Source organism: Phycicoccus mangrovi (assembly GCF_018729305.1).
GTDB lineage: Bacteria > Actinomycetota > Actinomycetes > Actinomycetales > Dermatophilaceae > Phycicoccus > Phycicoccus jejuensis.
This window is the reverse complement of record NZ_JAHHWP010000014.1, coordinates 80034-102314: the sequence shown is the minus strand read 5'-3', so window position 1 is coordinate 102314 and position 22281 is coordinate 80034. Positions and strand designations below refer to the sequence as shown.

Genomic DNA, 22281 nt, shown 5'->3' with positions numbered 1-22281 from the left:
CTGAGGCATGGACACCGAGACCCTCTCCCGCCGCATCGCGGCGCTGCGCGAGGAGTGTGCGCGGCTGGGGGCCGAGCTGGTCGAGGGTGGTCACTCGCTGTCCTCGGAGGAGGCGTTCACGCTCGCGGGGGAGCTGCAGGGCGTCGTGAACGCGGCCGAGGGGGCCACGGCGGTGGCAGGTGCGTGGGGCGCTCGGGTGGAGACGACGGTGCGGTCCGGGTCGTGGGAGCGGGTGCACCCGGTGGGGTTCGTCGACGCGATGGCCGCGACGCGGATGAGTCTGGCCACGGGTCTGACCGAGGGGGTCGCGGGTCGGAAGGCGGCGCTGGGGGCCGCGCTGGGTGAGCGGTTCCCGCAGGTGCGTGACCTGCTGGTCGAGGGTGCGGTCGCCACCGTGAACGTGCAGAAGGTGGTCGACGCGTGCGCGGGGCTGGACGTGCAGGCGTGTGTGCGGGTCGATGCGGACTTGGCGCCCCGGCTGGGCTCGATGGACCCGGCCCGGGTCGCGGGTGAGGCCCGCCGGGTCGCGACGCGGGTGGCCGCCGACCAGGTCGCGGCGCACGTGGCCCGGACGCGCAAGGGGCGCCGGGTGGAGGTGTGCCCGGGCGAGGACGGGCTGACGGAGTGGTTCGCGTCCCTGCCGACGGCGACGTCCTCGGCGATGTGGGCGGCGGTGGAGGAGCTGGCCGGGGACTACCGGCAGGTCGACGAGGCGCTGTCGGTACCGGAGTCCCGCGCGGACGCGCTGGCCGACCTCGTCCTGCGCAACGTCAAGGTGAGCGCGCAGGTGACGCTCGGGGTGCCCGTGGTCACGGACCATCCCGCACCCGAGGAGCAGTGCGGGACGTGGTTCCGGGTGGAGTGGGACGACGACGAGACGGTCATCGACGCGGTGACCGGGCTGGAGACGCGCTACGGCGACCTCGACGCGGCCAGCCGGGAGGCACTCTCCTGGCTGGAGGAGCCAGCAGACGACCCGAGCGACCGCAGCGTCCTGCAGGCCGAGGTCACGCCCGGGTACGCGGTGTCGGGGACGCAGCTGCCGGGTCTGGGCTGGGTCGACCCGGCAACCCTCGCGAACCTGCTGAAGCTGTTGCCGTTCGAGGTCGCGCGCGCGGTCCTCGAGGCCGACACCGGGACCCTGGCCTCGCTGACCACCGGGGCGTACAAGCCACCGAAGGCGATCAGCGACTTCGTCAAGACGAGGGACGGGACGTGCCGGATGTGGGGCTGCACCCGACCCGCCGAACACTGCGACCTCGACCACGTCCGCCCCTGGCCCACCGGCCAGACCACCCCCACCGGGCTGGCAGACCTCTGCCGCCGGCACCACCGCTTCAAGCAACAAGGCCGGTGGCGACCCCACCTCGCCCCGGACGGGACCGTCACCTGGCACGGCCCCGACGGCGCCACCCGCACCACCGAACCCCAGCACCGCCTCTTCTCCTGAGGCTCGCGGCTGCCCGGGTCGCCCGGCTCGGCGCCCGGGGTGCATGCGAGGATCCGGCAGATGTACCAGGTGATGACCGTCGGCGATGTCGAGCTGTCGGTCCACGACACCGGAGGTGGCGGCCCCGTCGTCGTCCTCCTCCACGGGCTGGCCGGGCATGCCGAGGAGTGGGCGGGTACTCGTCGCGGCCTCCACACAGATCACCGGGTGGTGGCGTTCGACCAGAGGGGGCACGGCGGCAGCTCGCGCCGGCCTGCGGACGTCTCTCGAGCGGCACACGTCCGCGATGTCGTCGGCATCGCCGACCGGCTCGGCCTCAGCCGGGTGACCCTCGTCGGACAGTCGATGGGGGGTCATACGGCCCTGCTCGTCGCGGCCCAGCACCCCGAGCTCGTCGAGCGGCTGGTCCTGGTCGAGTCCGGCGTCGGCGGTGGTGGAGCGCAGCTCACGGCTGACGTGGCAGCCATGCTCGAGCGCTGGCCCGTCCCGTTCAGGGATCACCCCGCGGCCGTTCGGTGGTTCGGTGGAGGCCCGGTGGGTCACGCGTGGGCCGACGGTCTCGAGGCCAGGCCGGACGGTCTGTGGCCTCGGTTCGACGTCGACGTGCTCGTTCGCACCCTCAGCGAGGTCCACGACCACCAGGCGTGGGCCGAGTTGGACCGTGTCGAGCAGCCGACGCTGCTGGTGTCCGGGACGAACGGGCTGATCCCCAGCGCCGAGATCGACCAGATGCTGCGCATCCACCCGACGGCTCGGCACGTTCGCATCCCAGGTGCAGGGCATGACGTGCACCTGGAGGCCGAGGACAGCTGGATCCGTGTCCTCAGGACCTTCATCGAAGAACCCGCCTCCCGAGCGGGCGGGCCACGACCCACTGGTAGTGGCCGCCGTCGGGGTGGCGGCCCCACGTCTCCACCTCGATGACCTCGGCCACGCGCCGGACCTCGGCGAGCAGGCCGTCCACCGTGCGTTGGCGGAAGTAGCGGCCGTGCGGGTCGGTCCACTCGCCGTCGACGTCGTGGCCCCACACGCCCAGCGCGAGCAGGCCGTCGGCACGGACGACGCGAGCGACCTCGTCGAGGGCGACCCGCAGGCCGTTGCCGGGCAGGTGCATCAGGGTGCTGGCCGACCACGCCGCGTCCACGGACCCGTCCACGAACGGAAGGCGCGTCGCGGACCCGAGGACGACCCGGTGGCCGGCCGCCCGGACCACCGAACAAGCTCCGGCCGACAGGTCGAGGCCGACGTACGCCAGCCCGGCGCCCGCCAGAGCGGAGGCGTCCCGGCCTGCGCCGCAGCCGACCTCGAGCACCGACCTGGCCCCCGCGGCGCGCAACCGCTCGACGAAGTCGCCGCGCACCCGGAGCCGGTCGGGGTCCAGGGCGCGGTCCGCCCGGGCCGGCGCCTCGGCGTCGTAGAACGCACGGTGACGCCGCTCGACGTCGTGCCCGTCAGGCACCGGCCGCCACCCCGTCATCGGGCAGCTGCAGGTCGACGTCGAGCAGGGCTGCGAGCGAACGCAGCTCGCGCTCGACACCGGCGCGCATCGCTCCGGAGGGCTCGACGTCCCAGAGCACGGCCGCGACCCGCAGCACTCCCGCCGCCGCGTCCCGGTGGGAGTCGACCTTGCCGACGAGCCGGTCCCCGTGGAGCACCGGCAGCGCGAAGTAGCCCCACCGGCGCGACGCCGCCGGCTTGTACATCTCGAGCTGGTAGTCGAACTCGAACAGCTCGGTCATCCGCTTGCGGTCCATCACGAGCCGGTCCAGCGGGGACAGCAGCGCCGTGCGCCCCGAGAACCCGCCCTCCAGGTACTCCGGGTCGACACGCCAGCGTCCGCGCACGCCCTCGACGACCGCCTCGACCCCGTGCTCCCCGACGTGGTTCGGCTCCCCCGGGGGGAAGGTCGTCCGCGCCCGCGCGATGCCCAGCGCCGCGAGCCGGCGGCGGTCCCGCTCCTGCTCGGCCTCGGCGTAGGGGACGGCGGGGTCGTCCGGGTGGACGCGGGAGGCGAGGTCCCAGGTGCGCTCCCGGTTCTCCCGCGACGCCACCGCCACCTCGCCGCGCTGCTCCATCATGTCGAGCATCCGCTGGACGTTCTTGCTGTTCGTCCACCCCGACGAGCGCCACGGCACGACGCAGGTGTCGGGGATCTCGCGCGCGGGCAGCGGTCCCTCGGCGCGCAGGAGCGTCAGGATGTCGTCGCGGCAGGCGCGGTTCGCCTCGACCCACGCCTCCAGCTCGCGCCGCCACGGGCTGAGCGGTTCGACCCCGGGCCAGGCGTCCATCTCGACCCGGAACAGGGCGAGGTCCTCGGCCGGGCGCAGGTAGCCGAGCAGCTCCACGAGCCGACCTGACCCGAGGAGGTCATCAAGGACCTCGGGGGAGTAGGCGGACCCGAGCCGGCTCCACAGGACGAGGTCGGCGTTGGGGGCGACGTGCGCCGTGAGGTCCATCTGGACGAGCCCGAGGTGACGCACCACCGACAGCGCGTCCGCCGGCCGGTCCCGCGTCAGCAGCTGCGCGCGCACCGCGACCCGCCGGGCGTCGCGTCGGCTGAGCTCGAGCACCATGCCGACGAACCTAACCGGCCATCCGGACGGTCGCCGTCCGGATGCCGCCGACGCCGCGTCACCGAACCGACGCCGGATCGCCACTCGGGCGTCACCCGGCGGTCCGCCCGCCCCTCCTACCGTTCGGGCCATGCGCCTGCGCCCGGCCCTTGCCGCCTCCGCCCTGTCCGTCGCCGTCGCCGCCCTCGTGGCCGGTGGTGGAGCCTCGGTCGCCGGACCCGTTCCGGAGGGCGCCGGGCACGCCCGTGGCCACGGCCACCAGCCGCGGCCGACGGTGGGGCTCACTCCGGTCGGGACCTACCGCACGGGCTCCTTCGATGCGGGCGGTTCCGAGATCACCGCCTATGACGCCCGCACCCGGCGGCTCTTCGTCGTCAACTCCGGTGCCGGCACGGTCGACGTCCTCGACATCTCCCGACCCGAGGCGCCGCGCAAGGTCGCCGCGCTGGACACCCCGGGCGTCAACAGCGTCGCGGTGCACCGCGGCCTCGTCGCGGTGGCGCAGCAGGCCGACCCCAAGACCGCCCCGGGGTCCGTGCGCTTCTTCGACGCGCGGACGGCGCGACCGGTGGGAGGCGTCACCGTGGGGTCCCTGCCCGACATGGTGACCTTCACGCCGGACGGGACGCAGGTGCTGGTGGCCAACGAGGGTGAGCCGGAGGGCTACTGCGCCGGTCAGGTCGACCCCGAGGGCAGCGTGTCCGTCGTCGACCTGCGTCGAGGACCAGGTCGCGCCACGGTGCGCACGGCCGACTTCCGCTTTTGGGACGGACGCGAGGCCGCGCTGCGAGCATCCGGCGTCCGCATCTACGGCCCGAACGCCTCGGCGTCACAGGACATCGAGCCGGAGTACGTCACCACGGACGGCCGGACGGCCTGGGTGACCCTCCAGGAGAACAACGCGGTCGCGACGGTCGACCTGCGCACCGCCCGGGTCACCCGCATCAGCGCGCTCGGGACCAAGGACCACTCGGTGGCCGGCAACGGGTTGGACGCCTCGGACCGCGACGGCGGCATCGCCGTCCGGACGTGGCCGGTGCGCGGTCTCTACGAGCCCGACGCCGTGGCCCACCTGTCCTCCCGCGGCCGCGACTACCTCGTGACGGCCAACGAGGGAGACGCCCGGGACTACGACTGCTTCGCGGAGGAGGTCCGGGTCAAGGACCTGACCCTCGACCCGACCGTGTTCCCCGACGCCGCGGCGCTGCGCCAGGACGCCGCGCTCGGCCGGCTCACCGTCTCGTCGACCTCGCCCGCGGGCCCCGCCGGGGTCACCGAGCTCCAGGCCCTCGGCGGGCGCTCGGTGTCGGTGCGGGACGCGAGGACCGGTGCGCTCGTCTGGGACAGCGGCGACGCCTTCGAGCAGCTCGTCGCCGCCCGGCAGCCGGCGCTGTTCAACGCGAACAACGACGACAACGACTCGTTCGACTCGCGCAGCGACAACAAGGGCCCCGAGCCGGAGGGCCTCGACCTGGGCGCGCTGCGCGGTCGCACCTACGCGTTCGTCGGTCTCGAGCGCAGCAGCGGGATCGTCGTCGTCGACGTGACGGACCCCACCGCCGGTCGCGTCGCCGGGTACGCCTCGAACCGCTCGGAGGACCCGGCCGCCGACGCGACCACGGGCGCGGCGGGCGACCTCGGCCCGGAGGGAATCCTCTTCGTCCCGGCCGGGGACAGCCCCACGCACCGGCCGCTGCTCGTCGTCGGCAACGAGGTCTCCGGCACGACGACCATCTGGTCGGTCGCGACGCGCTGAGCGGTGGCAGGCTGGGGCGCGTGACGACCGTCGGGCTCCTCCTCGCCGCGGGTGCGGGGCGCCGGATGGGCGGCCCCAAGGCGCTGGTCCGGCCGACGCCGGACGGGCCGACCCTCCTCGAGGCCACGCTCGACCGGCTGGTCGGCGCGGGGCTCGAGCAGGTCGTCGTCGTCCTCGGGGCCGCCGCCGACGAGGCCCGCGCGACGGTTGACGTCCCCGGGGTCGCCGTCGTCGTCGCCGAGGACTGGGACGAGGGGATGGGGGCCTCGCTGCGCGCCGGCCTGCGCCACCTCGAGGCGACCGCTGCGCCGGAGGTCCACGCCGCCCTCGTCACCCTCGTCGACCTGCCGGACGTCGGCACCCGCGTCTACCGGCGGGTGCTGTCCGCGACGCGCGGCACCGGCCCGGAGGTCCTCCTGCGCGCCACGTACGACGGCACGGCCGGCCACCCGGTCGTCCTCGGGCGCGCCCACTGGGCCGCCGTCGCCGACACCGCCCGCGGCGACCGCGGCGCCCGGGACCACCTCGCCGCGCACCCGCCGGCCCCCGTCGAGTGCGGCGACCTCGCGAGCGGCACCGACGCCGACACCCCCGAGGCCCTGCGCCGGCACCCCCACGCGCCATGATGGCCGGGTGAGCGACAGGAGACGGTGGCCGGCGAGCGTCTACGACCACGGCGCCGACCCCGACCCCCGCTTCTCGCTCGCCAACGAGCGGACCTTCCTCGCGTGGGCCCGCACCGCCCTCGCCCTGCTCGCCGGGGCCGCGGCCCTCGACGCCCTCGACCTCCCCCTCCAGGACACCGTGCAGGCGCTGCTCGCCGCCCTCCTCGCCCTCGCGGGCCTGGTCACCGCCGCCACCGCGTGGCGCACCTGGGCCCGTACCGAGCGGGCGATGCGCGAGGGGACACCACTGCCCTCCAACCCGACGATGGTCGTCGTCGTGGCGACGATCGTCGTCGCCGGCGTCGTCCTCGCCGGGGCGAGCGTGCTGCGCGGGGTCGGGTGAGCGCCGGGTGACCGAGCAGGTCGTCCGCGACCCGGGGATGCAGCAGGAGCGCACGACGCTCGCGTGGCGGCGCACCGGACTCGCGCTGCTCGTCGGGGCGCTGACCGTCGGCCGCCTCACCCTCGACCGGCTCGGCGGAGCGGTCGTCCTGCCCACGGTGCTCGTCGCCGCGCTCGCCGCCTACGTCGTCCTCTCGACCGTGCGGCAGCGGCGGCTCGGGGTCACCGGGCCGGCCGACCCGCGCCTCACGGTGCTGCGCGACGGGCGCCTCGTGGCGGCCGTCGCGGTGGTCGTCGTCGTCCTCGCGGTCGGCGAGCTGGCCGCCGCCGTCGCCGCACTCGTCGACCTCGTGTGAGCGTCGTCCTTCCACGGGGGCCGGTCGTGGGTGATGCTGTGGCCATGGACCCCAGGACGACGTTCGCCTCGGCCGACGACCTCGCGAGCGCGCTGGGAGGGGTCGGCTACCTCGCCGACGACGCGCTGTCGACGGTCACCTGGCTCTCGCTCCGGCTCGGCCGGCCCCTGCTCATGGAGGGCGAGCCCGGCACCGGCAAGACCGCTCTCGCGGAGGCGCTCGCGGAGACGATGGACCTGCCGCTCATCCGGTTGCAGTGCTACGAGGGCATCGACGCGAGCCAGGCGCTCTACGACTGGGACTTCCCCCGCCAGATCCTCCACGTCCGCGCGCTGGAGGCCGTCGAGGGCGGCGCCAAGGACGTCCGCGAGCTGGAGGCCGACCTCTTCGACGAGCGCTTCCTCCTCGCCCGTCCGGTCCTCCAGGCCCTGCGCGACGCGCCGGCGGTCCTCCTCGTGGACGAGGTCGACCGGGCCGACGACGAGTTCGAGGCCTTCCTCCTCGAGGTGCTCTCGACGTGGCAGGTGACCATCCCCGAGCTCGGCCCGGTCCGTGCGGCGACGCCCCCGGTGGTCGTCCTCACCTCCAACCGGACCCGCGAGCTCCACGACGCGCTCAAGCGCCGCTGCCTCTACCACTGGCTCGAGCACCCCGGCATCGAGCGCGAGCTCGCGATCGTCCGCAGCCGCGCCCCCGAGGTGCCGGAAGCCCTTGCGGCGCAGGTGGTCCGGGCGGTCCACGCCATCCGCGGCGACCGAGAGATGCTCAAGCCGCCGGGAGTCGCCGAGACCCTCGACTGGGCGCGCGCCCTCTACGAGCTCGGCACCCGCACCCTCGACACCGAGACCGCCGCCGCGACCCTCGGCGTCGCCGTCAAGTACCGCGAGGACGCCGAGCGGGTGAAGCGCGCCCTCGACGTCATGCTCACCCCCTGACCCGCGCCCCGCCGATGACCATCGCCCAGCACCGCCTCGACGCCGCCGAGCTCGTCCGCACCCCGGAGGAGGTCCTCGTCGGGTTCGCCCGCACGCTGCGCGCCGCCGGGGTCAACGTCACCGCCGACCGCGAGCGCACCTACCTCGAGGCGGTGGCGGCCGTCGGGCTCGAGGACCCGGCGGCGGTCTACCACGCCGGCCGCGCGACCCTCTGCGCCTCACCGGCCGACCTCGAGCGCCACGACCTCGTCTTCGCCGAGTGGTTCGGTGGCACCCGCGCCGGCACCAAGCCCCGCGACCCCCTGAGCCGGCTCGTCCCCCGCGCGTCCCTCGGCGCCGAGGAGCCCGGCCCCGGCGAGGGCCGCGACGAGCCGGACGACGTCCACGCCCAGGCCTCGGCCACCGAGGTCCTGCGCCGCAAGGACGTCACGACCCTCAGCCGCCGCGAGCGCGAGGAGCTCGCGCGGCTCTTCGGTCGCCTCCGCCCCCGCGCGCCCCGCCGCCGGGCGCACCGGTGGGAGGAGTCGCCCCGCGGCGCCGTCGACGCCCGCCGCACGCTGCGGGCCATGCTCCGGCGGATGGGGGAGCCCGGCGAGGTCGCGTGGCGCCGGCGCGGCAGCCGGCCCCGCCGCGTCGTCCTCCTCCTCGACGTCTCCGGGTCGATGAGCGCCTACGCCGACTCGCTCGTCCGGCTGTGCCACACCTACTGCGTGTCCGACGTGCCGACCGAGGTCTTCACCCTGGGCACGCGCCTCACCCACGTCACCCGCCCGCTGCAGCAGCGCGACCCGGACCGGGCCATCGTCGCGGCGGGGGAGGCGATCCCCGACTGGTCCGGCGGCACCCGCCTGGCCGAGGGGCTCAAGGTCTTCCTCGACCGCTGGGGCCGCCGGGGGATGGCCCGCGGCGCGGTCGTCGTCGTGTTCAGCGACGGCTGGGAGCGCGACGCCCCGGAGGCGCTCGGCGAGCAGGTGCGGCGGCTGCACGCGGTCGCCCACCGGGTGGTCTGGGTCAACCCGCACCGGGGGAGGGCGGGCTACGAACCGGTCCAGGGGGGCATCATGGCGGTGCTGCCGCACGTCGACGACTTCGTCGCCGGGCACTCGATGGCGGCGTTCGAGGAGCTGACGGAGGTGGTCGCGCGTGCGTGACGTGCTGGACGAGCTGATGACCTGGTGGCGGGCCGGCGAGACCGTCGGGGTGGGGACCGTCGTCGCGACGTTCCGCTCGGCCCCGCGGCCGGCCGGCGCCTCGATGCTGCTCGGCCCGGGCGGCGAGGCCGTCGGGTCGGTGTCGGGCGGCTGCGTCGAGGGCGCGGTGTACGAGCTGTCGCAGGAGGTCGTCGACGGCGGGACGCCGGTGCTGCAGCGCTACGGCGTCTCCGACGACGACGCCTTCGCCGTCGGCCTGACCTGCGGCGGGATCCTCGACGTCTTCGTCGAGCCCGTCTCCCAGGCGACCTTCCCCGAGCTCGGCGACGTCGCCGACGACGTCGCCGCCGGGCGCCCGGTCGCGGTCGCCACCGTCATCGACCACCCGGACCCCGCGTGGCTGGGCCGCCGCCTCGTCGTGCGCCCCGAGGACGCCGACGTGCCCGTCGTCGGCGAGATCGGCTCCCCCCGAGCCGACTCCGCCGTCGCCGACGACGCCCGCGGCCTGCTCGCCTCCGGGCGCACCGAGACCCTCACCTACGGCCCGGACGGCGAGCGTCGCGGCGAGGGGATGCGCGTCTTCGTCAACGCCTTCGCCCCGCGCCCACGGATGCTCGTCTTCGGCGCCATCGACTTCGCGGCGGCCGTCGCGCACGTCGGCAGCTTCCTCGGCTACCGCGTGACGGTGTGCGACGCGCGGCCGGTGTTCGCGACCAGCTCCCGCTTCCCGGCCGCCGACGAGGTCGTCGTCGAGTGGCCGCACAAGTACCTCGCGGCCGAGCAGGAGGCAGGGGCGGTCGACGGGCGCACGGTCGTCTGCGTGCTGACCCACGACCCCAAGTTCGACGTGCCCGTCCTCGAGCGCGCGCTGCGCCTGCCCGAGGTCGCCTACGTCGGCGCGATGGGCAGCCGGCGCACCCACGAGGACCGGCTCGAGCGGCTGCGCGAGGCGGGCGTCACCGACGACGAGCTCGCCCGGCTCTCCAGCCCCATCGGGCTCGACCTCGGCGCTCGCACACCGGAGGAGACGGCGGTGTCCATCGCCGCCGAGATCGTCGCCCTCCAGTGGGGCGGGGGCGGCAAGCGGCTCCAGGACGTCGGCGGTCCCATCCACCACCACGGCGAGGACGCCGAGACCGCCGCACCTGCGCCCGTCTGAGCCGGATCCGACCGCATCCGCGGCGCAGGGCTGCGACCGTCGCGACCCGGTTGTGGCGCAACGCGATTCGGCGTGCCCCGGCGGCCGTTTCCTGTGCGGAAAGCCGCAGCGACCTGTCCGGTCGGCGGGTTCGTCCATACCCCTTGCCCACCGAGGATGGGTGAAGCAAGATCACGGACACGACCACGGATCCACTCGCGAAGGAGTCAATGATGACTCGGATCACCGTCACCGTCGACGGCGTCTCCAACACCGACGACGTCGAACCCCGGATGCTGCTCGTCCACTACCTCCGTGAGGTCGTGGGCAAGGTCGGCACCGTCGTCGGGTGTGACACCAGCAACTGCGGTGCGTGCACCGTCCACCTGGACGGGCGCAGCGTCAAGTCCTGCAACGTCCTCGCCGTCCAGGCCGACGGCCACGAGGTGACGACCATCGAGGGGCTCGCCACCAACGGCGAGCTGCACCCGATGCAGACCGCGTTCCACGAGAACCACGCCCTCCAGTGCGGCTACTGCACGCCGGGCATGATCATGCAGGCCGTCGACCTGCTCCGCGAGAACCCGGACCCCTCCGAGGAGGAGATCCGGGTCGGCCTCGAGGGCAACCTCTGCCGCTGCACCGGCTACCACAACATCGTCAAGGCCGTGGCCGCCGCCGCCGGCTCGATGAGCAGCGAGAGGAGCAACGCCTGATGACCGCCGTCGACGACCGCCCCACGACCGAGGTCGGCAAGGACCGCCGCCGCAAGGAGGACCAGCGCCTCATCACCGGCCGCACCCGCTGGACCGACAACATCCAGCTGCCCGGGATGCTGCACCTCGCGATGGTCCGCAGCCCCTTCGCCCACGCGAAGATCCTCTCCATCGGCACCGACGAGGCCAAGGCCGCCCCCGGCGTCCACGCCGTCTTCACCGGCGCCGACCTCGCCGACAGCCAGGGCGTCAACATCAACGCCTGGCCGATCACCCCGGACCAGGTCACCCCGACCCACCTCCCCGTCCCGAGCGAGCGCGTCGCGCACACCGGCGAGATCGTCGCCGTCGTCGTCGCCCGCAGCGCCGCCCTGGCCCGCGACGCCGCCGAGCTCGTCGACGTCGACTACGAGGAGCTGCCCGCCGTCCTCGACCTCAAGGAGGCGATGAAGGACGAGGTCCTCGCGCACCCCGACGCCGGGACGAACAAGTCGGCCTTCTGGCAGCTGGACTCCAAGGCCGCCGGCACCGGCGGCGACGTCGAGGAGGCCATCGCCAAGGCGCGCCAGGACGGCATCGTCATCGAGCGCGAGTACCGCCAGCAGCGGCTCGTGCCGGCCTTCATGGAGCCGCGCTCCACGGTCGTCGACCCCACCGGCGAGCAGGTCGTCATCTGGTCCGCGACGCAGGTGCCGCACATCCTGCGCTTCGCGATCGCCGCGACGATGGGCATCCCGGAGTCCAAGGTCCGCGTCATCGCCCCCGACGTGGGCGGCGGCTTCGGCGGCAAGCTGCAGACGACGCCGGAGGAGTTCGCGACGATCGCCATCGCGCGCAAGCTCGGCAAGCCGTGCAAGTACACCGAGACCCGCAGCGAGACGATGGTCTCGGCCCACCACGGCCGTGACCAGTGGCAGAAGATGACCCTCGCCGCCGAGAAGGACGGCACGGTCACCGCGCTCAAGGTCGACCTCCTCGCCGACCTCGGCGCCTACGTCGCCATCGTCGGCGGCGGCGTGCCGGTCCTCGGGGCGTGGATGTTCAACAGCATCTACAAGTTCCCGGCCTACCAGTTCAACTGCCAGACGGTGCTGACCAACAAGACGTGGGTCGACGCCTACCGCGGCGCCGGGCGGCCCGAGGCCACCTACGCCATCGAGCGGATCATGGACGAGCTCGCCGCGGAGGTCGGGGTCGACCCGATCGCCATCCGCGAGAAGAACTGGATCACGCACGACGAGTTCCCGTTCACGACCGTCGCGGGCATGACCTACGACTCGGGCAACTACGAGGCCGCGACGGCCAAGGCGCTCGAGCTCTTCGGCTACGACGAGCTGCGCGCGGAGCAGAAGCGCCGGCGCGAGTCCGGCGACACCGTCCAGCTCGGCCTCGGCGTCTCGACCTTCACCGAGATGTGCGGCCTGGCACCCTCCCGCGTCCTCGGCTCGCTGAGCTACGGCGCCGGCGGCTGGGAGAGCGCGAGCATCCGGATGCTCGCCACCGGCACCGTCGAGGTCGTCTCGGGCGCCACGCCGCACGGCCAGGGCCACGAGACGGCGTGGAGCCAGATCGTCGCCGACCGCCTCGGCATCCCGTTCGAGAACGTCGAGGTCCTCCACGGCGACACCCAGATCGCGCCGAAGGGCCTGGACACCTACGGGTCCCGCTCGCTCGTCGTCGGCGGCGAGGCGCTCGTGCGGGCCGCCGACAAGGTCATCGAGAAGGCCAAGCCCATCGCGGCCCACCTCCTCGAGGCGAGCGTCGACGACCTCGAGTTCGAGGCCGGGCAGTTCACGGTCAAGGGCACCGACAAGGGCATCGGCATCACCGACATCGCGCTCGCGACCTTCGCCGCGCACAACCTGCCCGACGGCGTGGAGCCGAGCATCGACGCCGACGCCACGTTCGACCCGGTCAACTTCTCCTTCCCGCACGGCACCCACCTGTGCGCGATGGAGGTCGACACCGAGACCGGGCAGAGCACGATGCGCAAGTACGTCTGCGTCGACGACATCGGGACGATCATCAACCCGCTCATCGTCGAGGGGCAGATCCACGGTGGCCTCGTCCAGGGCATCGCGCAGGCCCTGTGGGAGGGCGCGGAGTACGACGAGCAGGGCACCCTCGTGTCCGGGTCGTTCGTCGACTACACGCTCCCCACCGCGGCCGACACGATCAACTACGTCAGCGAGCACACGGTCTCGCCGTCGACGACGAACACCCTCGGCACGAAGGGCGTCGGCGAGGCGGGCACCATCGCCTCGACCCCGGCGGTCGTCAACGCCATCGTCGACGCGCTGCGGCCGATGGGCATCGACGACATCCAGATGCCGTGCACGCCCGAGCGGGTGTGGAAGGCGATCCGGACGGCCGGCGCCCAGCAGGACAAGGCCCCGACGGCCGACGCCCAGGCCCACTTCGGTGAGGGCGCACCCAACCAGGACCCGGCAGCCGGCACGACGGACGGAGCAGCGCAGTGATCCCCGCATCCTTCGACTACCTCGCCCCGACGAGCGTCGACGAGGCCCTCGCGGCGCTCGCCGAGCACGGCGACGACGCCAAGGTCCTCGCCGGCGGCCAGTCGCTGCTGCCCATCCTGCGGATGCGGCTCAACGCCCCCGAGACGGTCGTCGACCTCGGTCGGATCGAGGCGCTGCGCGGCATCCGGGACGGCGGCGACCACATCGCCATCGGCTCGATGACGGCGTACAGCGACATCGTGGCGAGCGACCTCGTGCGCGAGCACGCGGCCCTGCTCGTCAAGGCCGTCGAGACCGTCGCCGACCCGCAGATCCGCCACCGCGGGACCGTCGGCGGCGCGATCGTCCACGCCGACCCCGCCGGCGACGTCGGGGCGCCGATCCTCGCGCTCGACGCGACGATGGTCATCGCCGGCTCCGGCGGCGAGCGCACCGTGCCGGCGACGGAGTTCTTCCGCGACCTCTTCGAGACGGCGGTCGAGGACGGCGAGCTGCTCACCGAGATCCGCATCCCGAAGCACACCGGCTGGGGCGCGGCGTACGAGAAGTTCGTGCGCGTCGCCCACCAGTGGTCGATCGTCGCGGTCGCCGCGACGGTGCGCGTGGAGGGCGGCAGCATCGCCGAGGCGAAGGTCGGCCTGACGAACATGGGCAACACGCCGCTGCGCGCCGGTGCGGTCGAGCAGGCGCTCGTCGGGTCCTCCGCCGACGGCCTGGCCGACGCCTGCGCAGCCGCCGCGGAGGGCACCAACCCGCCGAGCGACCTCAACGGCGATGCCGACTACCGGCGCCACCTCGCGACGGTCCTCACCCGACGGGCCGTCCAGAAGGCCATGGAGGGCTGATCACCGCATGGAGCTCACGCACGACTTCACCGTCCCCGCCGACGTCGACACGACGTGGGCCACGTTCATGGACCTCGAGCGGGTCGGCAGCTGCTTCCCGGGTGCCACCGTCACCGAGGTCTCGGAGGAGGGGTTCGCGGGGACGGTGAAGGTCAAGCTGGGCCCGATCGCCCTCCAGTACGCGGGCACCGGCCACTTCGTCGAGAAGGACGACGCGGCCAAGCACGCGGTCATCGAGGCCAAGGGCAAGGACAAGCGCGGCAACGGCACGGCCGGCGCCACGGTCCGCATCCAACTGGCCCCGGACGGCACCGGCACCCGGGTCGAGGTCGTCACCGACCTCGCCGTCACGGGCAAGCCGGCGCAGTTCGGGCGCGGTGTCATGCAGGACGTCTCGGACAAGCTGCTCGGCCAGTTCGTCGGCTGCATCGAGGGCGTGCTCGGCGAGGCGCCGGCCGCCGACGACGCGCCGTCGCCGGACGCGACCGCCGAGGCCACCGACGCGTCGACGGCCGGTGCCGCCGAGTCCGCCGAGGCGCCGCCCACGACGAGCGAGCCGACGGTGGCCACGGTCGCGCCCACCCCGACCCCGGCGCCGCGGCCGGCGCCCCGGCCGGCGGCGAAGGACGACGACGCGCTCGACCTCGGGGCCACCGTGCTGCCGGTGCTCGTCAAGTCCTACGCGCCCTACGTCGTCGTCGGCGTCATCGGTCTCGTCATCGGGTGGCTCATCGGCAACCGCTGAGCCACCGCGACCGTCACCGGCCACTACCCCCGGGGGTATACGATCGACCCATGCAGAAGATCGTGATCATCGGGGGAGTGGCCGGTGGCATGTCCGCTGCCACGCGGCTGCGGCGTCTCGACGAGGAGGCGTCCATCACCGTCGTCGAGCGCAGCGGTCACGTCTCGTTCGCGAACTGCGGCCTGCCCTACCACCTCGGCGGTGTCATCGAGAAGCGCTCCTCCCTCCTGCTCCAGACGCCCGAGTCGCTGGCGGCGCGCTTCGCCATCGACGTCCGGGTGCGGCACGAGGCGCGCGCGATCGACCGCGCGAACCGGCGGGTCACGGTGCGCGACCTCGCGACGGACGAGGACGTCGAGCTCGAGTACGACGCGCTCGTCCTCTCGCCCGGCGCGCGGCCCGTCGTGCCGCGCATCCCGGGGATCTCGGTCGCCCACACGCTGCGCGACATCGAGGACCTCGACCATCTCGTCGCCTCGGCCCGCGACGCCCGCGAGGCGGTCGTCGTCGGGGGTGGCTTCATCGGGGTCGAGGTCGCCGAGAACCTCGTCCACCGCGGCGTGGCGGTGACCCTCGTCGAGGCGACCGACCAGGTCATGGCCCCGCTCGACCCCGAGATGGTCGAGCCGGTGCACGACGCGATGCGGGCCGCCGGGGTGCGGCTCGCGCTCGGGGTCTCGGTCGTCCGCATCGACCCCGGCGAGCCGGGCGAGCCCCACCTCGCGCACCTCTCGGACGGCCGTGCGGTGCCGGCCGGTCTCGTCGTCGCGGCCATCGGCGTACGCCCCGAGACCTCGCTCGCGGCTGCGGCCGGCTTGGCCCTCGGCGAGCGCGGCGGCATCCTCGTCGACGACTCGCTGCGCACCTCCGACCCGGCGGTCTTCGCCGTCGGCGACGCCGTCGAGAAGCGCGACGGTCTGGACGCGTCGTCCGTGCTCGTCCCGCTCGCCAACACCGCCAACCGCCAGGGCCGGGTCGTCGCCGACGTCATCGCCGGACGGCCGGGCGTCGACCGGCCGGTGCTCGGGACGGCGATCGTCGAGGTGTTCGGCGTCGCGGCCGCCGCCGTGGGGTGGAACGAGAAGCGGCTGCGCGAGGCCGGTCGTCCGCACCGCGTCATCCACACCCACCCCGGGTCGCACGCCGGGTACTACCCGGGCGCCGAGGCGATGGCCCTCAAGCTCCTGGTCGACCCGGGGACCGACGAGATCCTCGGTGCCCAGGCGGTCGGGCGCGACGGGGTCGACAAGCGCATCGACGTCGTCGCCACCGCGATGGCCGGCCGCCTGACCGCCGGTGACCTCGCCGACCTCGAGCTCGCCTACGCCCCGCAGTTCGGCTCGGCCAAGGACCCGGTCAACATGCTCGGCTGGGTCGACCGCGCCGTGGCCGACGGCGACGTCGAGACGCTCCAGTGGCACGAGCTCGACGGCGCGCTCGCGGCCGGCGCGACGCTCGTCGACGTCCGCAGCCCCCGCGAGCACGCGGTGCGCCCCGTGCCGGGGGCGGTGAACATCCCGGTCGACGACCTGCGCGCGCGACTGGAGGAGCTGCCCGACGGCCCGCTCGTCGTCCACTGCGAGGTGGGGCTGCGCGGGTACGTGGCGGCGCGGCTGCTCGCGCAGCACGGGCGCTCCGTGCGCAACCTCGACGGGGGCTACCGCACCTGGGCGGCCGGCACCGCGGGGCAGCGGACCGCCGAGCGCGTCGGCGCACCCGCCTGAGGCTCGGCCGGGGTCGGCTGCGCGGCGCGCAGGTCGGCGGCGAGGCGACGGGCGTCCGCGTCGTCGACGTCGTGCGCCCGCAGCCACCGGTCGGCGCGGCCGCCCGCGTCGAGCGACGCGCGGCGGTGGGTCCGCTCCAGGAGGTAGACGACCGGGGCGACGAGAACGCCGGTGACGGCGAGGGTGGTGGCGGTGTCGAGGATCTCGGTGAAGGTCATGGCACGATCTTGTGCCCGGTGTAGATGGTGCCACCAGTGGCAGACCTGTCGCTGCTCGTCAACTTCCTGCCATACTCGCGGGATGCCCCTCCGTTCCGTCGCCGTGATCCTCCAGGAGCCCGTCCAGCTCTTCGAGTACGCCGTGCTCGCCGAGGTGTTCGGCATCGACCGGACCGACGACGGGTGCCCGCCCGTCGACTACCGGGTGTGCGCCGAGCGACCCGGGGCCCTCGACGCAGGCAACGGCACGAGCGTCACGGCGGCCCACGGCCTCGAGGCGGCCCTCGACGCCGACCTCGTGGCGGTCCCCGCGTCCTCGAGCGCCGACCAGCCCTCCCCCGAGGTGGTCCGCGTCGTGCGCGCGGCGGCCGAGCGGGGGGCGTGGGTGCTCTCCGTGTGCTCCGGGGCGTTCACCCTCGGGGCGGCCGGGCTCCTCGACGGCCGTCGCTGCGCCACCCACTGGCGCCACGCCGCCGACCTCGCCGCCCGCTTCCCCCGGGCGACGGTCGACCCCGACGTCCTCTACGTGCACGACGGCAACGTCGTGACGAGCGCCGGGACGGCCGCGGGCATCGACGCCGCCCTCTACCTCGTGCGGCTCGAGCTCGGGGCCGCCGTCGCGGGCCGGATCGCCCGGCGGATGGTCGTCCCGCCGCACCGGGACGGGGGCCAGCGCCAGTTCGTCGAGCGGCCCGTCCCCACGACCGAGGCCGAGTCCCTCGGGCCGGTGCTCACGCACGTCCTCGACCGGCTCGGCGAGCAGCACGCCGTCGCCGACCTCGCGCGCCTCGCGGCGATGTCGGAGCGGACCTTCGCCCGCCGGTTCGTCGCCGAGACGGGCACGACGCCGCACCAGTGGATCACCGAGCAGCGGGTGCTGCGGGCGCGCGAGCTGCTCGAGGAGACCGACCTGTCGGTCGAGGACGTCGCCCGGGACGCCGGGTTCGGCACCGCCGCGTTGCTGCGGCACCACTTCACGAAGTGCACCGGCGTCTCGCCCACCGCCTTCCGCAGCCAGTACCGCTGCCCCGAGGGCGCCTGAGGGTCGGAATGGGCCCGCGCCCGGCGTCGTTCTCCTCCGCATGAGCACCATCGGACTCCTCGGAGCAGGACACATCGGGAGCACCCTCGCCCGGCTGGCGGTCGCCGCCGGCCACGACGTCGTGCTCAGCAACTCGCGCGGCCCCGAGACGCTGCGCGACCTCGTCGAGGAGCTCGGCCCGCAGGCCTGCGCCGCGACCCCGCCGGAGGCCGCGAAGGCCGCCGACCTCGCCGTCGTCACCGTGCCCCTGATGGCCCTGCGCGACCTCCCGGCGGAGGAGCTCGCCGGCAAGGTCGTCATGGACACGATCAACTACTACCCGGAGCGGGACGGCCACGTCGCCGCGCTCGACGACGAGAGCACGACGACGAGCGAGCTCGTCCAGGAGCACCTCGCGGACAGCCGGGTCGTCAAGGTCTTCAACAACATCACCTCCGGCGCCCTCGGCGCGCTGGCCCGTCCGGCGGGAGCACCCGACCGCTCGGCGCTCGCCATCGCGGGGGACGACGCGGACGCCAAGGCCGCAGTCACCGCCTTCCTCGACTCCATCGGCTACGACGCCCTCGACCTCGGGCCGCTCGCCGAGGGCTGGCGCACCCAGCGCGACACCGCCGCCTACGGGCTGCCGTACGCCGACGGCGACGACTGGTCCCACCCCGTGCCGGCCGATGCGGCCCGGCTGGGCGAGCGCGTCGCCGCCGCCCGGCGCTACCGCGACATGTGAGGCGGCGGCCCGCGCCCCGGGCCGCTCCTTCACACGATCTCCACACGTCGCGCGGGCGGCCCCCACGCCGGTGTCCCTAGTCTCGTCGCATGAGCGAGGGGAGCAGCGGGGCGCAGGTCGTCCTCGTCGTCGAGGACGAGCCGACCATCCGGCAGGCGGTGGCCGACCGGCTGCGCGCCGAGGGGTTCGGCGTCGTCACGGCGGGGGACGGTCCGGCCGCCGTGGCGGCCTTCGAGGAGCACGGGCCGGACGCGGTGCTCCTCGACGTGATGCTGCCCGGCTTCGACGGCCTCGAGGTGTGTCGGCGCATCCAGGCGCTGCGGCCGGCGCCCGTCCTCATGCTCACCGCGCGTGACGACGAGACCGACCTGCTCGTCGGCCTCGGGGTCGGCGCGGACGACTACGTCACCAAGCCGTTCTCGATGCGCGAGGTCGTCGCCCGGCTGCGGGCGCTGCTGCGCCGGGTCGAGCGGGCCGAGCAGCTCGCTCGCTCGACCGGCCGGATGGATCTCGCGGGCCTCGTCGTCGACCCGGCCACCCGGCGGGTCGCGGTCGACGGCACCGAGGTCCACCTCACGCCGCTGGAGTTCGACCTGCTCTGCGCGCTCGCCGCCGCCCCGGGTGTCGTGCGCCCGCGGGAGGAGCTGATGCGCGAGGTCTGGGGCTGGGGCGACGCCTCCGGCACCCGGACGCTCGACAGCCACGTCAAGGCCCTGCGCGCGAAGGTCGGCGCCGACCGCGTGCGTACGGTGCACGGCGTCGGCTACGCCCTCGAGGTGCCGCGGTGAACACCGACCGCCCGCTCGACGGGGTCACCTCGATCAAGCTCAAGCTCGGCGTCCTCGTCGGGGCCAGCGTGCTGGCCGGCGTGCTCGTCGCCGCCATCGGCGACGGCGCCGGGGTGCCCTGGTGGACGAGCCTGCCGGTGACCGCCGGCGCGGCCGTCGCGGTGACGCAGTGGCTGGCGCGGGGGATGACCTCGCCGCTGCGCGAGATGACCGCCGCCGCCCGGCGGATGGCCGCGGGCGACTACGGCCAGCGCGTCGCGACGAGCTCGTCGGACGAGGTGGGCGAGCTGGCCCGCGCGTTCAACGCGATGGCCGCGGACCTCGCGGGCGCCGACCTCGAGCGGCGGCGGCTCGTGGCCACCGTCTCCCACGAGCTGCGCACCCCGCTGACCGCTCAGCGGGCCCTGTTGGAGAACCTCGTCGACGGCGTGACCACCCCGGACCGCGCCACGCTGGAATCCGCTCTCGCGCAGGCCGAACGCCTCTCGGCGCTCGTCGAGGACCTCCTCGACCTCTCCCGTGTCGACGCCGGGGTGGCACCGCTCACCCTCGCGCCGGTGCGGGTCGAGTCGCTGCTCGCCCGGGCGGTCGACGAGGCGAGCGTCGCCGCCCGTCCCGTCCGTCTGCGCCACCGGGTGTCGCCGCCCGACCTCACGGTCACCGGTGACGCGGCCCGCCTCGCGCAGCTCGTGGCCAACCTCGTCGACAACGCGGTGCGGCACAGCCCCGCGCACGGCGACGTCCGGCTCGACGCACGCGCCGACGAGGGCGGCCGCTGGGTGCTCGAGGTCCGCGACGACGGTCCCGGCATCCCCGCGGCGGACGCCGAGCGCGTCTTCGAGCGGTTCGGCACCGGTGCCGACGCCGCCGGCGGGACCGGCCTCGGGCTCGCCATCGTCCGCTGGGTCTGTGAGCTGCACGGCGGCCGGGTCGAGGTCGTCCCGACGCCCGCGGGTACGACCGGCGCGACGCTGCGGGTCACCCTGCCGACCGCCCCCAGCGACCGGCGCCCCTCGCACGTCCGCGAGGAGCTCGCCGCCTCGAACGTCACCGTCCCACCGACCACACCGGAGCCCGTCATGACCGCGACCCCCTCGGCCCCAGCCGTCCCCTACGGCGGGGGAGCCGGGCCCGTCGACGGCGCCGTCGCGCGACTCTGGCCCGAGCCCGACGGCCGCCCCCGCATCGGGGTCGTGGCCGCGGGGCTCGGCATCGGGCTCCTCGGCGCGCTGACCTGGGTCGACCGGAACATCGGGCTGGTGACGAGCCTCGTCATGCTCGCGACGGGGGCACTCATGTGGGTCGTCGCGCGGCACCGGCGGGACCCGTGGACCGTCGCCGGCGGGGTCGTCGCCGCCCTGCTCGCGCTCGTCCCCACGCTGCGCGACGCCGAGGGGGTGGTGGTCCTCTCGGTGCTCGCCGGGGTGGCCGTCGCAGCCGCCGCCCTCACCCGGGCGCACGGGTTCCTCGCCATCGTCACGAGCTGGGCGGCGTGGCCGCTCTCGGCGCTGCGCGGCCTGCCGCTGCTCGGGCGGACCCTCACGGCGACGAGCCGGGTCGGGGCGCTGTGGCCGGTCGTCCGGACCGTCGCGGTCTCCGCGCTCGTCCTCGTGGTCTTCGGCGGCCTGTTCGCCACCGGAGACGCCGTGTTCGGCTCGTGGGCGTCGGCGCTCGTGCCCGACCTCGGGTGGGACTCGATCGTCGTCCGCGGGTTCACCTTCGTCCTGCTGTCCGGGGTGGCCCTGACCGGTGCCTACCTCGCGCTCAACCCGCCGCAGGTCGACGCCGTCGTGCTGCCCGAGCGGCGGCGCGCGCGCCCGGTCTGGGAGTGGGCGGTCCCGGTCGGCCTCGTGCTCGCGCTCTTCGTCGGCTTCCTCGTGGCCCAGGCCGCGGCGCTCTTCGGCGGGGACGCCTACCTGCGCCGCACGACCGGCCTCACGCACGCCGAGTACGTCCACCAGGGGTTCGGCCAGCTGACCGTCGCGACCGCGCTGACCGTCCTCGTCATCACGACGACCCTGCGGGTGGCCTCGCGGGAGTCGGCGCGCGACCGGCTCGTCCTGCGGGCGCTGCTCGGCGGCCTGGGCCTGGCGACGCTCGCCGTCGTCGTCTCCGCGCTCTCGCGGATGTCGCTCTACCAGGACGCGTTCGGGTACACGGTGCTGCGCGTGTTCGTCGACGGGTTCGAGCTGTGGCTCGGCGCGGTCGTCGTGCTGCTCCTCATCGGCGTGCTGCGGCTCTCGTGGCGCTGGGTGCCGCGGGCCGTCCTCGTGGCGGGGGCGGTCTTCACCCTCGGCTTCGCCGCGATGAACCCCGACGCGTGGGTGGCGAACCGCAACATCGACCGCTACGAGGCCGGCCGCACCCTCGACCTGCTCTACCTGTCGAGCCTCTCCGCCGACGCGGCACCGGCCATCGCCGACCGCCTGCCCCGCGACGTGGTCCGTTGCGTCGCCGCGTACGCACCGGTGTCGAGCCTCTGGGGGGACGCCGGTCCGGGTCCGGACGACTGGCTGTCGTGGAACCTGGGCCGCTCCCGCGCGGTCACGGCCTTCGACGGGGTCGGGCCCCAGCCCGGATCAGCGCCGGACTCGTGCGCCGCGGTGATGACGGACGAGCTCCGCCGCTGAGCC

General features: G+C 74.6%; 21 protein-coding genes. 18 read left to right on the top strand and 3 right to left on the bottom strand.

From position 1 onward, the window contains the following. Positions 1–7 precede the first annotated feature (7 nt). On the top strand, positions 8–1450 hold the full coding sequence (locus tag KMZ30_RS12600) for an HNH endonuclease (protein ID WP_215520041.1): 1443 nt from the start codon (positions 8–10) through the stop codon (positions 1448–1450). 60 nt (positions 1451–1510) lie between these two features. After that, positions 1511–2374, top strand: coding sequence for an alpha/beta fold hydrolase (locus KMZ30_RS12595; protein WP_215514121.1), 864 nt, complete (start codon positions 1511–1513; stop codon positions 2372–2374). On the opposite strand, the gene KMZ30_RS12590 is transcribed toward KMZ30_RS12595, so the two are convergent. After that, a complete protein-coding gene (locus KMZ30_RS12590) occupies positions 2283–2909 on the bottom strand; it encodes a class I SAM-dependent methyltransferase (RefSeq protein WP_215514120.1) in 627 nt (208 codons plus the stop codon). The genes KMZ30_RS12595 and KMZ30_RS12590 overlap by 92 nt on opposite strands. Continuing rightward, positions 2902–4023 carry a DNA glycosylase AlkZ-like family protein gene (locus KMZ30_RS12585; protein ID WP_215514119.1) on the bottom strand — a complete coding sequence of 374 codons (1122 nt, stop codon included), beginning with the start codon at positions 4021–4023 and terminating at the stop codon, positions 2902–2904. The genes KMZ30_RS12590 and KMZ30_RS12585 overlap by 8 nt, the downstream gene beginning before the upstream one ends. Positions 4024–4153: 130 nt before the next feature. Here KMZ30_RS12585 and KMZ30_RS12580 point away from each other — a divergent pair, with 130 nt between their 5' ends. The 12 genes from KMZ30_RS12580 (at position 4154) to KMZ30_RS12525 (ending at position 16876) form a co-directional block, all read left to right on the top strand. Next, the gene (locus KMZ30_RS12580; protein WP_215514118.1) at positions 4154–5779 is read left to right on the top strand and encodes a choice-of-anchor I family protein; all 1626 of its coding nucleotides are present in this window, start codon (positions 4154–4156) and stop codon (positions 5777–5779) included. Positions 5780–5799: 20 nt separating this feature from the next. After that, complete coding sequence (locus KMZ30_RS12575) at positions 5800–6405, top strand: nucleotidyltransferase family protein (protein ID WP_308279867.1); 606 nt, start codon at positions 5800–5802, stop codon at positions 6403–6405. A 7-nt stretch (positions 6406–6412) separates the two neighbouring features. After that, the gene (locus KMZ30_RS12570; RefSeq protein ID WP_215514117.1) at positions 6413–6787 is read left to right on the top strand and encodes a DUF202 domain-containing protein; all 375 of its coding nucleotides are present in this window, start codon (positions 6413–6415) and stop codon (positions 6785–6787) included. A 7-nt stretch (positions 6788–6794) separates the two neighbouring features. Continuing rightward, positions 6795–7142 carry a DUF202 domain-containing protein gene (locus KMZ30_RS12565; protein ID WP_215514116.1) on the top strand — a complete coding sequence of 116 codons (348 nt, stop codon included), beginning with the start codon at positions 6795–6797 and terminating at the stop codon, positions 7140–7142. A gap of 44 nt (positions 7143–7186) precedes the next feature. Continuing rightward, the gene (locus tag KMZ30_RS12560; protein WP_030526769.1) at positions 7187–8077 is read left to right on the top strand and encodes an AAA family ATPase; all 891 of its coding nucleotides are present in this window, start codon (positions 7187–7189) and stop codon (positions 8075–8077) included. Positions 8078–8091: 14 nt separating this feature from the next. Continuing rightward, positions 8092–9228, top strand: coding sequence for a vWA domain-containing protein (locus tag KMZ30_RS12555; RefSeq protein WP_207025112.1), 1137 nt, complete (start codon positions 8092–8094; stop codon positions 9226–9228). Next, positions 9221–10387, top strand: a complete 1167-nt coding sequence (locus KMZ30_RS12550) for an XdhC family protein (protein ID WP_215514115.1) — start codon at positions 9221–9223, stop codon at positions 10385–10387. Before KMZ30_RS12555 ends, KMZ30_RS12550 begins: the two co-directional genes overlap by 8 nt. Before the next feature lie 212 nt (positions 10388–10599). Next, complete coding sequence (locus tag KMZ30_RS12545) at positions 10600–11082, top strand: (2Fe-2S)-binding protein (protein WP_215514114.1); 483 nt, start codon at positions 10600–10602, stop codon at positions 11080–11082. Beyond that, on the top strand, positions 11082–13562 hold the full coding sequence (locus tag KMZ30_RS12540; protein WP_215514113.1) for a xanthine dehydrogenase family protein molybdopterin-binding subunit: 2481 nt from the start codon (positions 11082–11084) through the stop codon (positions 13560–13562). The genes KMZ30_RS12545 and KMZ30_RS12540 overlap by 1 nt, the downstream gene beginning before the upstream one ends. Further along, on the top strand, positions 13559–14407 hold the full coding sequence (locus KMZ30_RS12535; protein WP_215514112.1) for an FAD binding domain-containing protein: 849 nt from the start codon (positions 13559–13561) through the stop codon (positions 14405–14407). The genes KMZ30_RS12540 and KMZ30_RS12535 overlap by 4 nt, the downstream gene beginning before the upstream one ends. Positions 14408–14414: 7 nt before the next feature. Continuing rightward, positions 14415–15152, top strand: coding sequence for an SRPBCC family protein (locus KMZ30_RS12530; RefSeq protein WP_215514111.1), 738 nt, complete (start codon positions 14415–14417; stop codon positions 15150–15152). Positions 15153–15202: 50 nt separating this feature from the next. Next, positions 15203–16876: an FAD-dependent oxidoreductase gene (locus KMZ30_RS12525; protein ID WP_215514110.1), complete on the top strand. Its 1674-nt coding sequence runs from the start codon at positions 15203–15205 to the stop codon at positions 16874–16876. Here KMZ30_RS12525 and KMZ30_RS12520 read toward each other — a convergent pair. Next, positions 16810–17094 carry a hypothetical protein gene (locus KMZ30_RS12520; RefSeq protein WP_215514109.1) on the bottom strand — a complete coding sequence of 95 codons (285 nt, stop codon included), beginning with the start codon at positions 17092–17094 and terminating at the stop codon, positions 16810–16812. The genes KMZ30_RS12525 and KMZ30_RS12520 overlap by 67 nt on opposite strands. A gap of 82 nt (positions 17095–17176) precedes the next feature. Here KMZ30_RS12520 and KMZ30_RS12515 point away from each other — a divergent pair, with 82 nt between their 5' ends. The 4 genes from KMZ30_RS12515 to KMZ30_RS12500 all read left to right on the top strand — a co-directional run bounded on the left by KMZ30_RS12515 (position 17177) and on the right by KMZ30_RS12500 (position 22278). After that, on the top strand, positions 17177–18136 hold the full coding sequence (locus KMZ30_RS12515) for a GlxA family transcriptional regulator (protein ID WP_215514108.1): 960 nt from the start codon (positions 17177–17179) through the stop codon (positions 18134–18136). Between the two features lie 40 nt (positions 18137–18176). Next, positions 18177–18860 (top strand): NADPH-dependent F420 reductase, encoded by a 684-nt coding sequence (locus KMZ30_RS12510; RefSeq protein WP_215514107.1) that lies wholly within the window; start codon positions 18177–18179, stop codon positions 18858–18860. An 89-nt stretch (positions 18861–18949) separates the two neighbouring features. After that, positions 18950–19648 carry a response regulator transcription factor gene (locus KMZ30_RS12505; RefSeq protein ID WP_215514106.1) on the top strand — a complete coding sequence of 233 codons (699 nt, stop codon included), beginning with the start codon at positions 18950–18952 and terminating at the stop codon, positions 19646–19648. Continuing rightward, entirely contained in the window at positions 19645–22278 is a 2634-nt protein-coding gene (locus KMZ30_RS12500; protein WP_215514105.1) for a DUF4153 domain-containing protein, read from the top strand. The genes KMZ30_RS12505 and KMZ30_RS12500 overlap by 4 nt, the downstream gene beginning before the upstream one ends. Positions 22279–22281 lie beyond the last annotated feature (3 nt).

Coding starts and splice junctions, on each gene's coding strand:
- KMZ30_RS12600 (WP_215520041.1), top strand. CDS start 8: ATGGACACCGAGACCCTCTCCCGCCGCATCGCGGCGCTGCGCGAGGAG.
- KMZ30_RS12595 (WP_215514121.1), top strand. CDS start 1,511: ATGTACCAGGTGATGACCGTCGGCGATGTCGAGCTGTCGGTCCACGAC.
- KMZ30_RS12585 (WP_215514119.1), bottom strand. CDS start 4,023: ATGGTGCTCGAGCTCAGCCGACGCGACGCCCGGCGGGTCGCGGTGCGC.
- KMZ30_RS12580 (WP_215514118.1), top strand. CDS start 4,154: ATGCGCCTGCGCCCGGCCCTTGCCGCCTCCGCCCTGTCCGTCGCCGTC.
- KMZ30_RS12560 (WP_030526769.1), top strand. CDS start 7,187: ATGGACCCCAGGACGACGTTCGCCTCGGCCGACGACCTCGCGAGCGCG.
- KMZ30_RS12555 (WP_207025112.1), top strand. CDS start 8,092: ATGACCATCGCCCAGCACCGCCTCGACGCCGCCGAGCTCGTCCGCACC.
- KMZ30_RS12545 (WP_215514114.1), top strand. CDS start 10,600: ATGACTCGGATCACCGTCACCGTCGACGGCGTCTCCAACACCGACGAC.
- KMZ30_RS12540 (WP_215514113.1), top strand. CDS start 11,082: ATGACCGCCGTCGACGACCGCCCCACGACCGAGGTCGGCAAGGACCGC.
- KMZ30_RS12530 (WP_215514111.1), top strand. CDS start 14,415: ATGGAGCTCACGCACGACTTCACCGTCCCCGCCGACGTCGACACGACG.
- KMZ30_RS12525 (WP_215514110.1), top strand. CDS start 15,203: ATGCAGAAGATCGTGATCATCGGGGGAGTGGCCGGTGGCATGTCCGCT.
- KMZ30_RS12520 (WP_215514109.1), bottom strand. CDS start 17,094: ATGACCTTCACCGAGATCCTCGACACCGCCACCACCCTCGCCGTCACC.
- KMZ30_RS12515 (WP_215514108.1), top strand. CDS start 17,177: ATGCCCCTCCGTTCCGTCGCCGTGATCCTCCAGGAGCCCGTCCAGCTC.
- KMZ30_RS12510 (WP_215514107.1), top strand. CDS start 18,177: ATGAGCACCATCGGACTCCTCGGAGCAGGACACATCGGGAGCACCCTC.
- KMZ30_RS12505 (WP_215514106.1), top strand. CDS start 18,950: ATGAGCGAGGGGAGCAGCGGGGCGCAGGTCGTCCTCGTCGTCGAGGAC.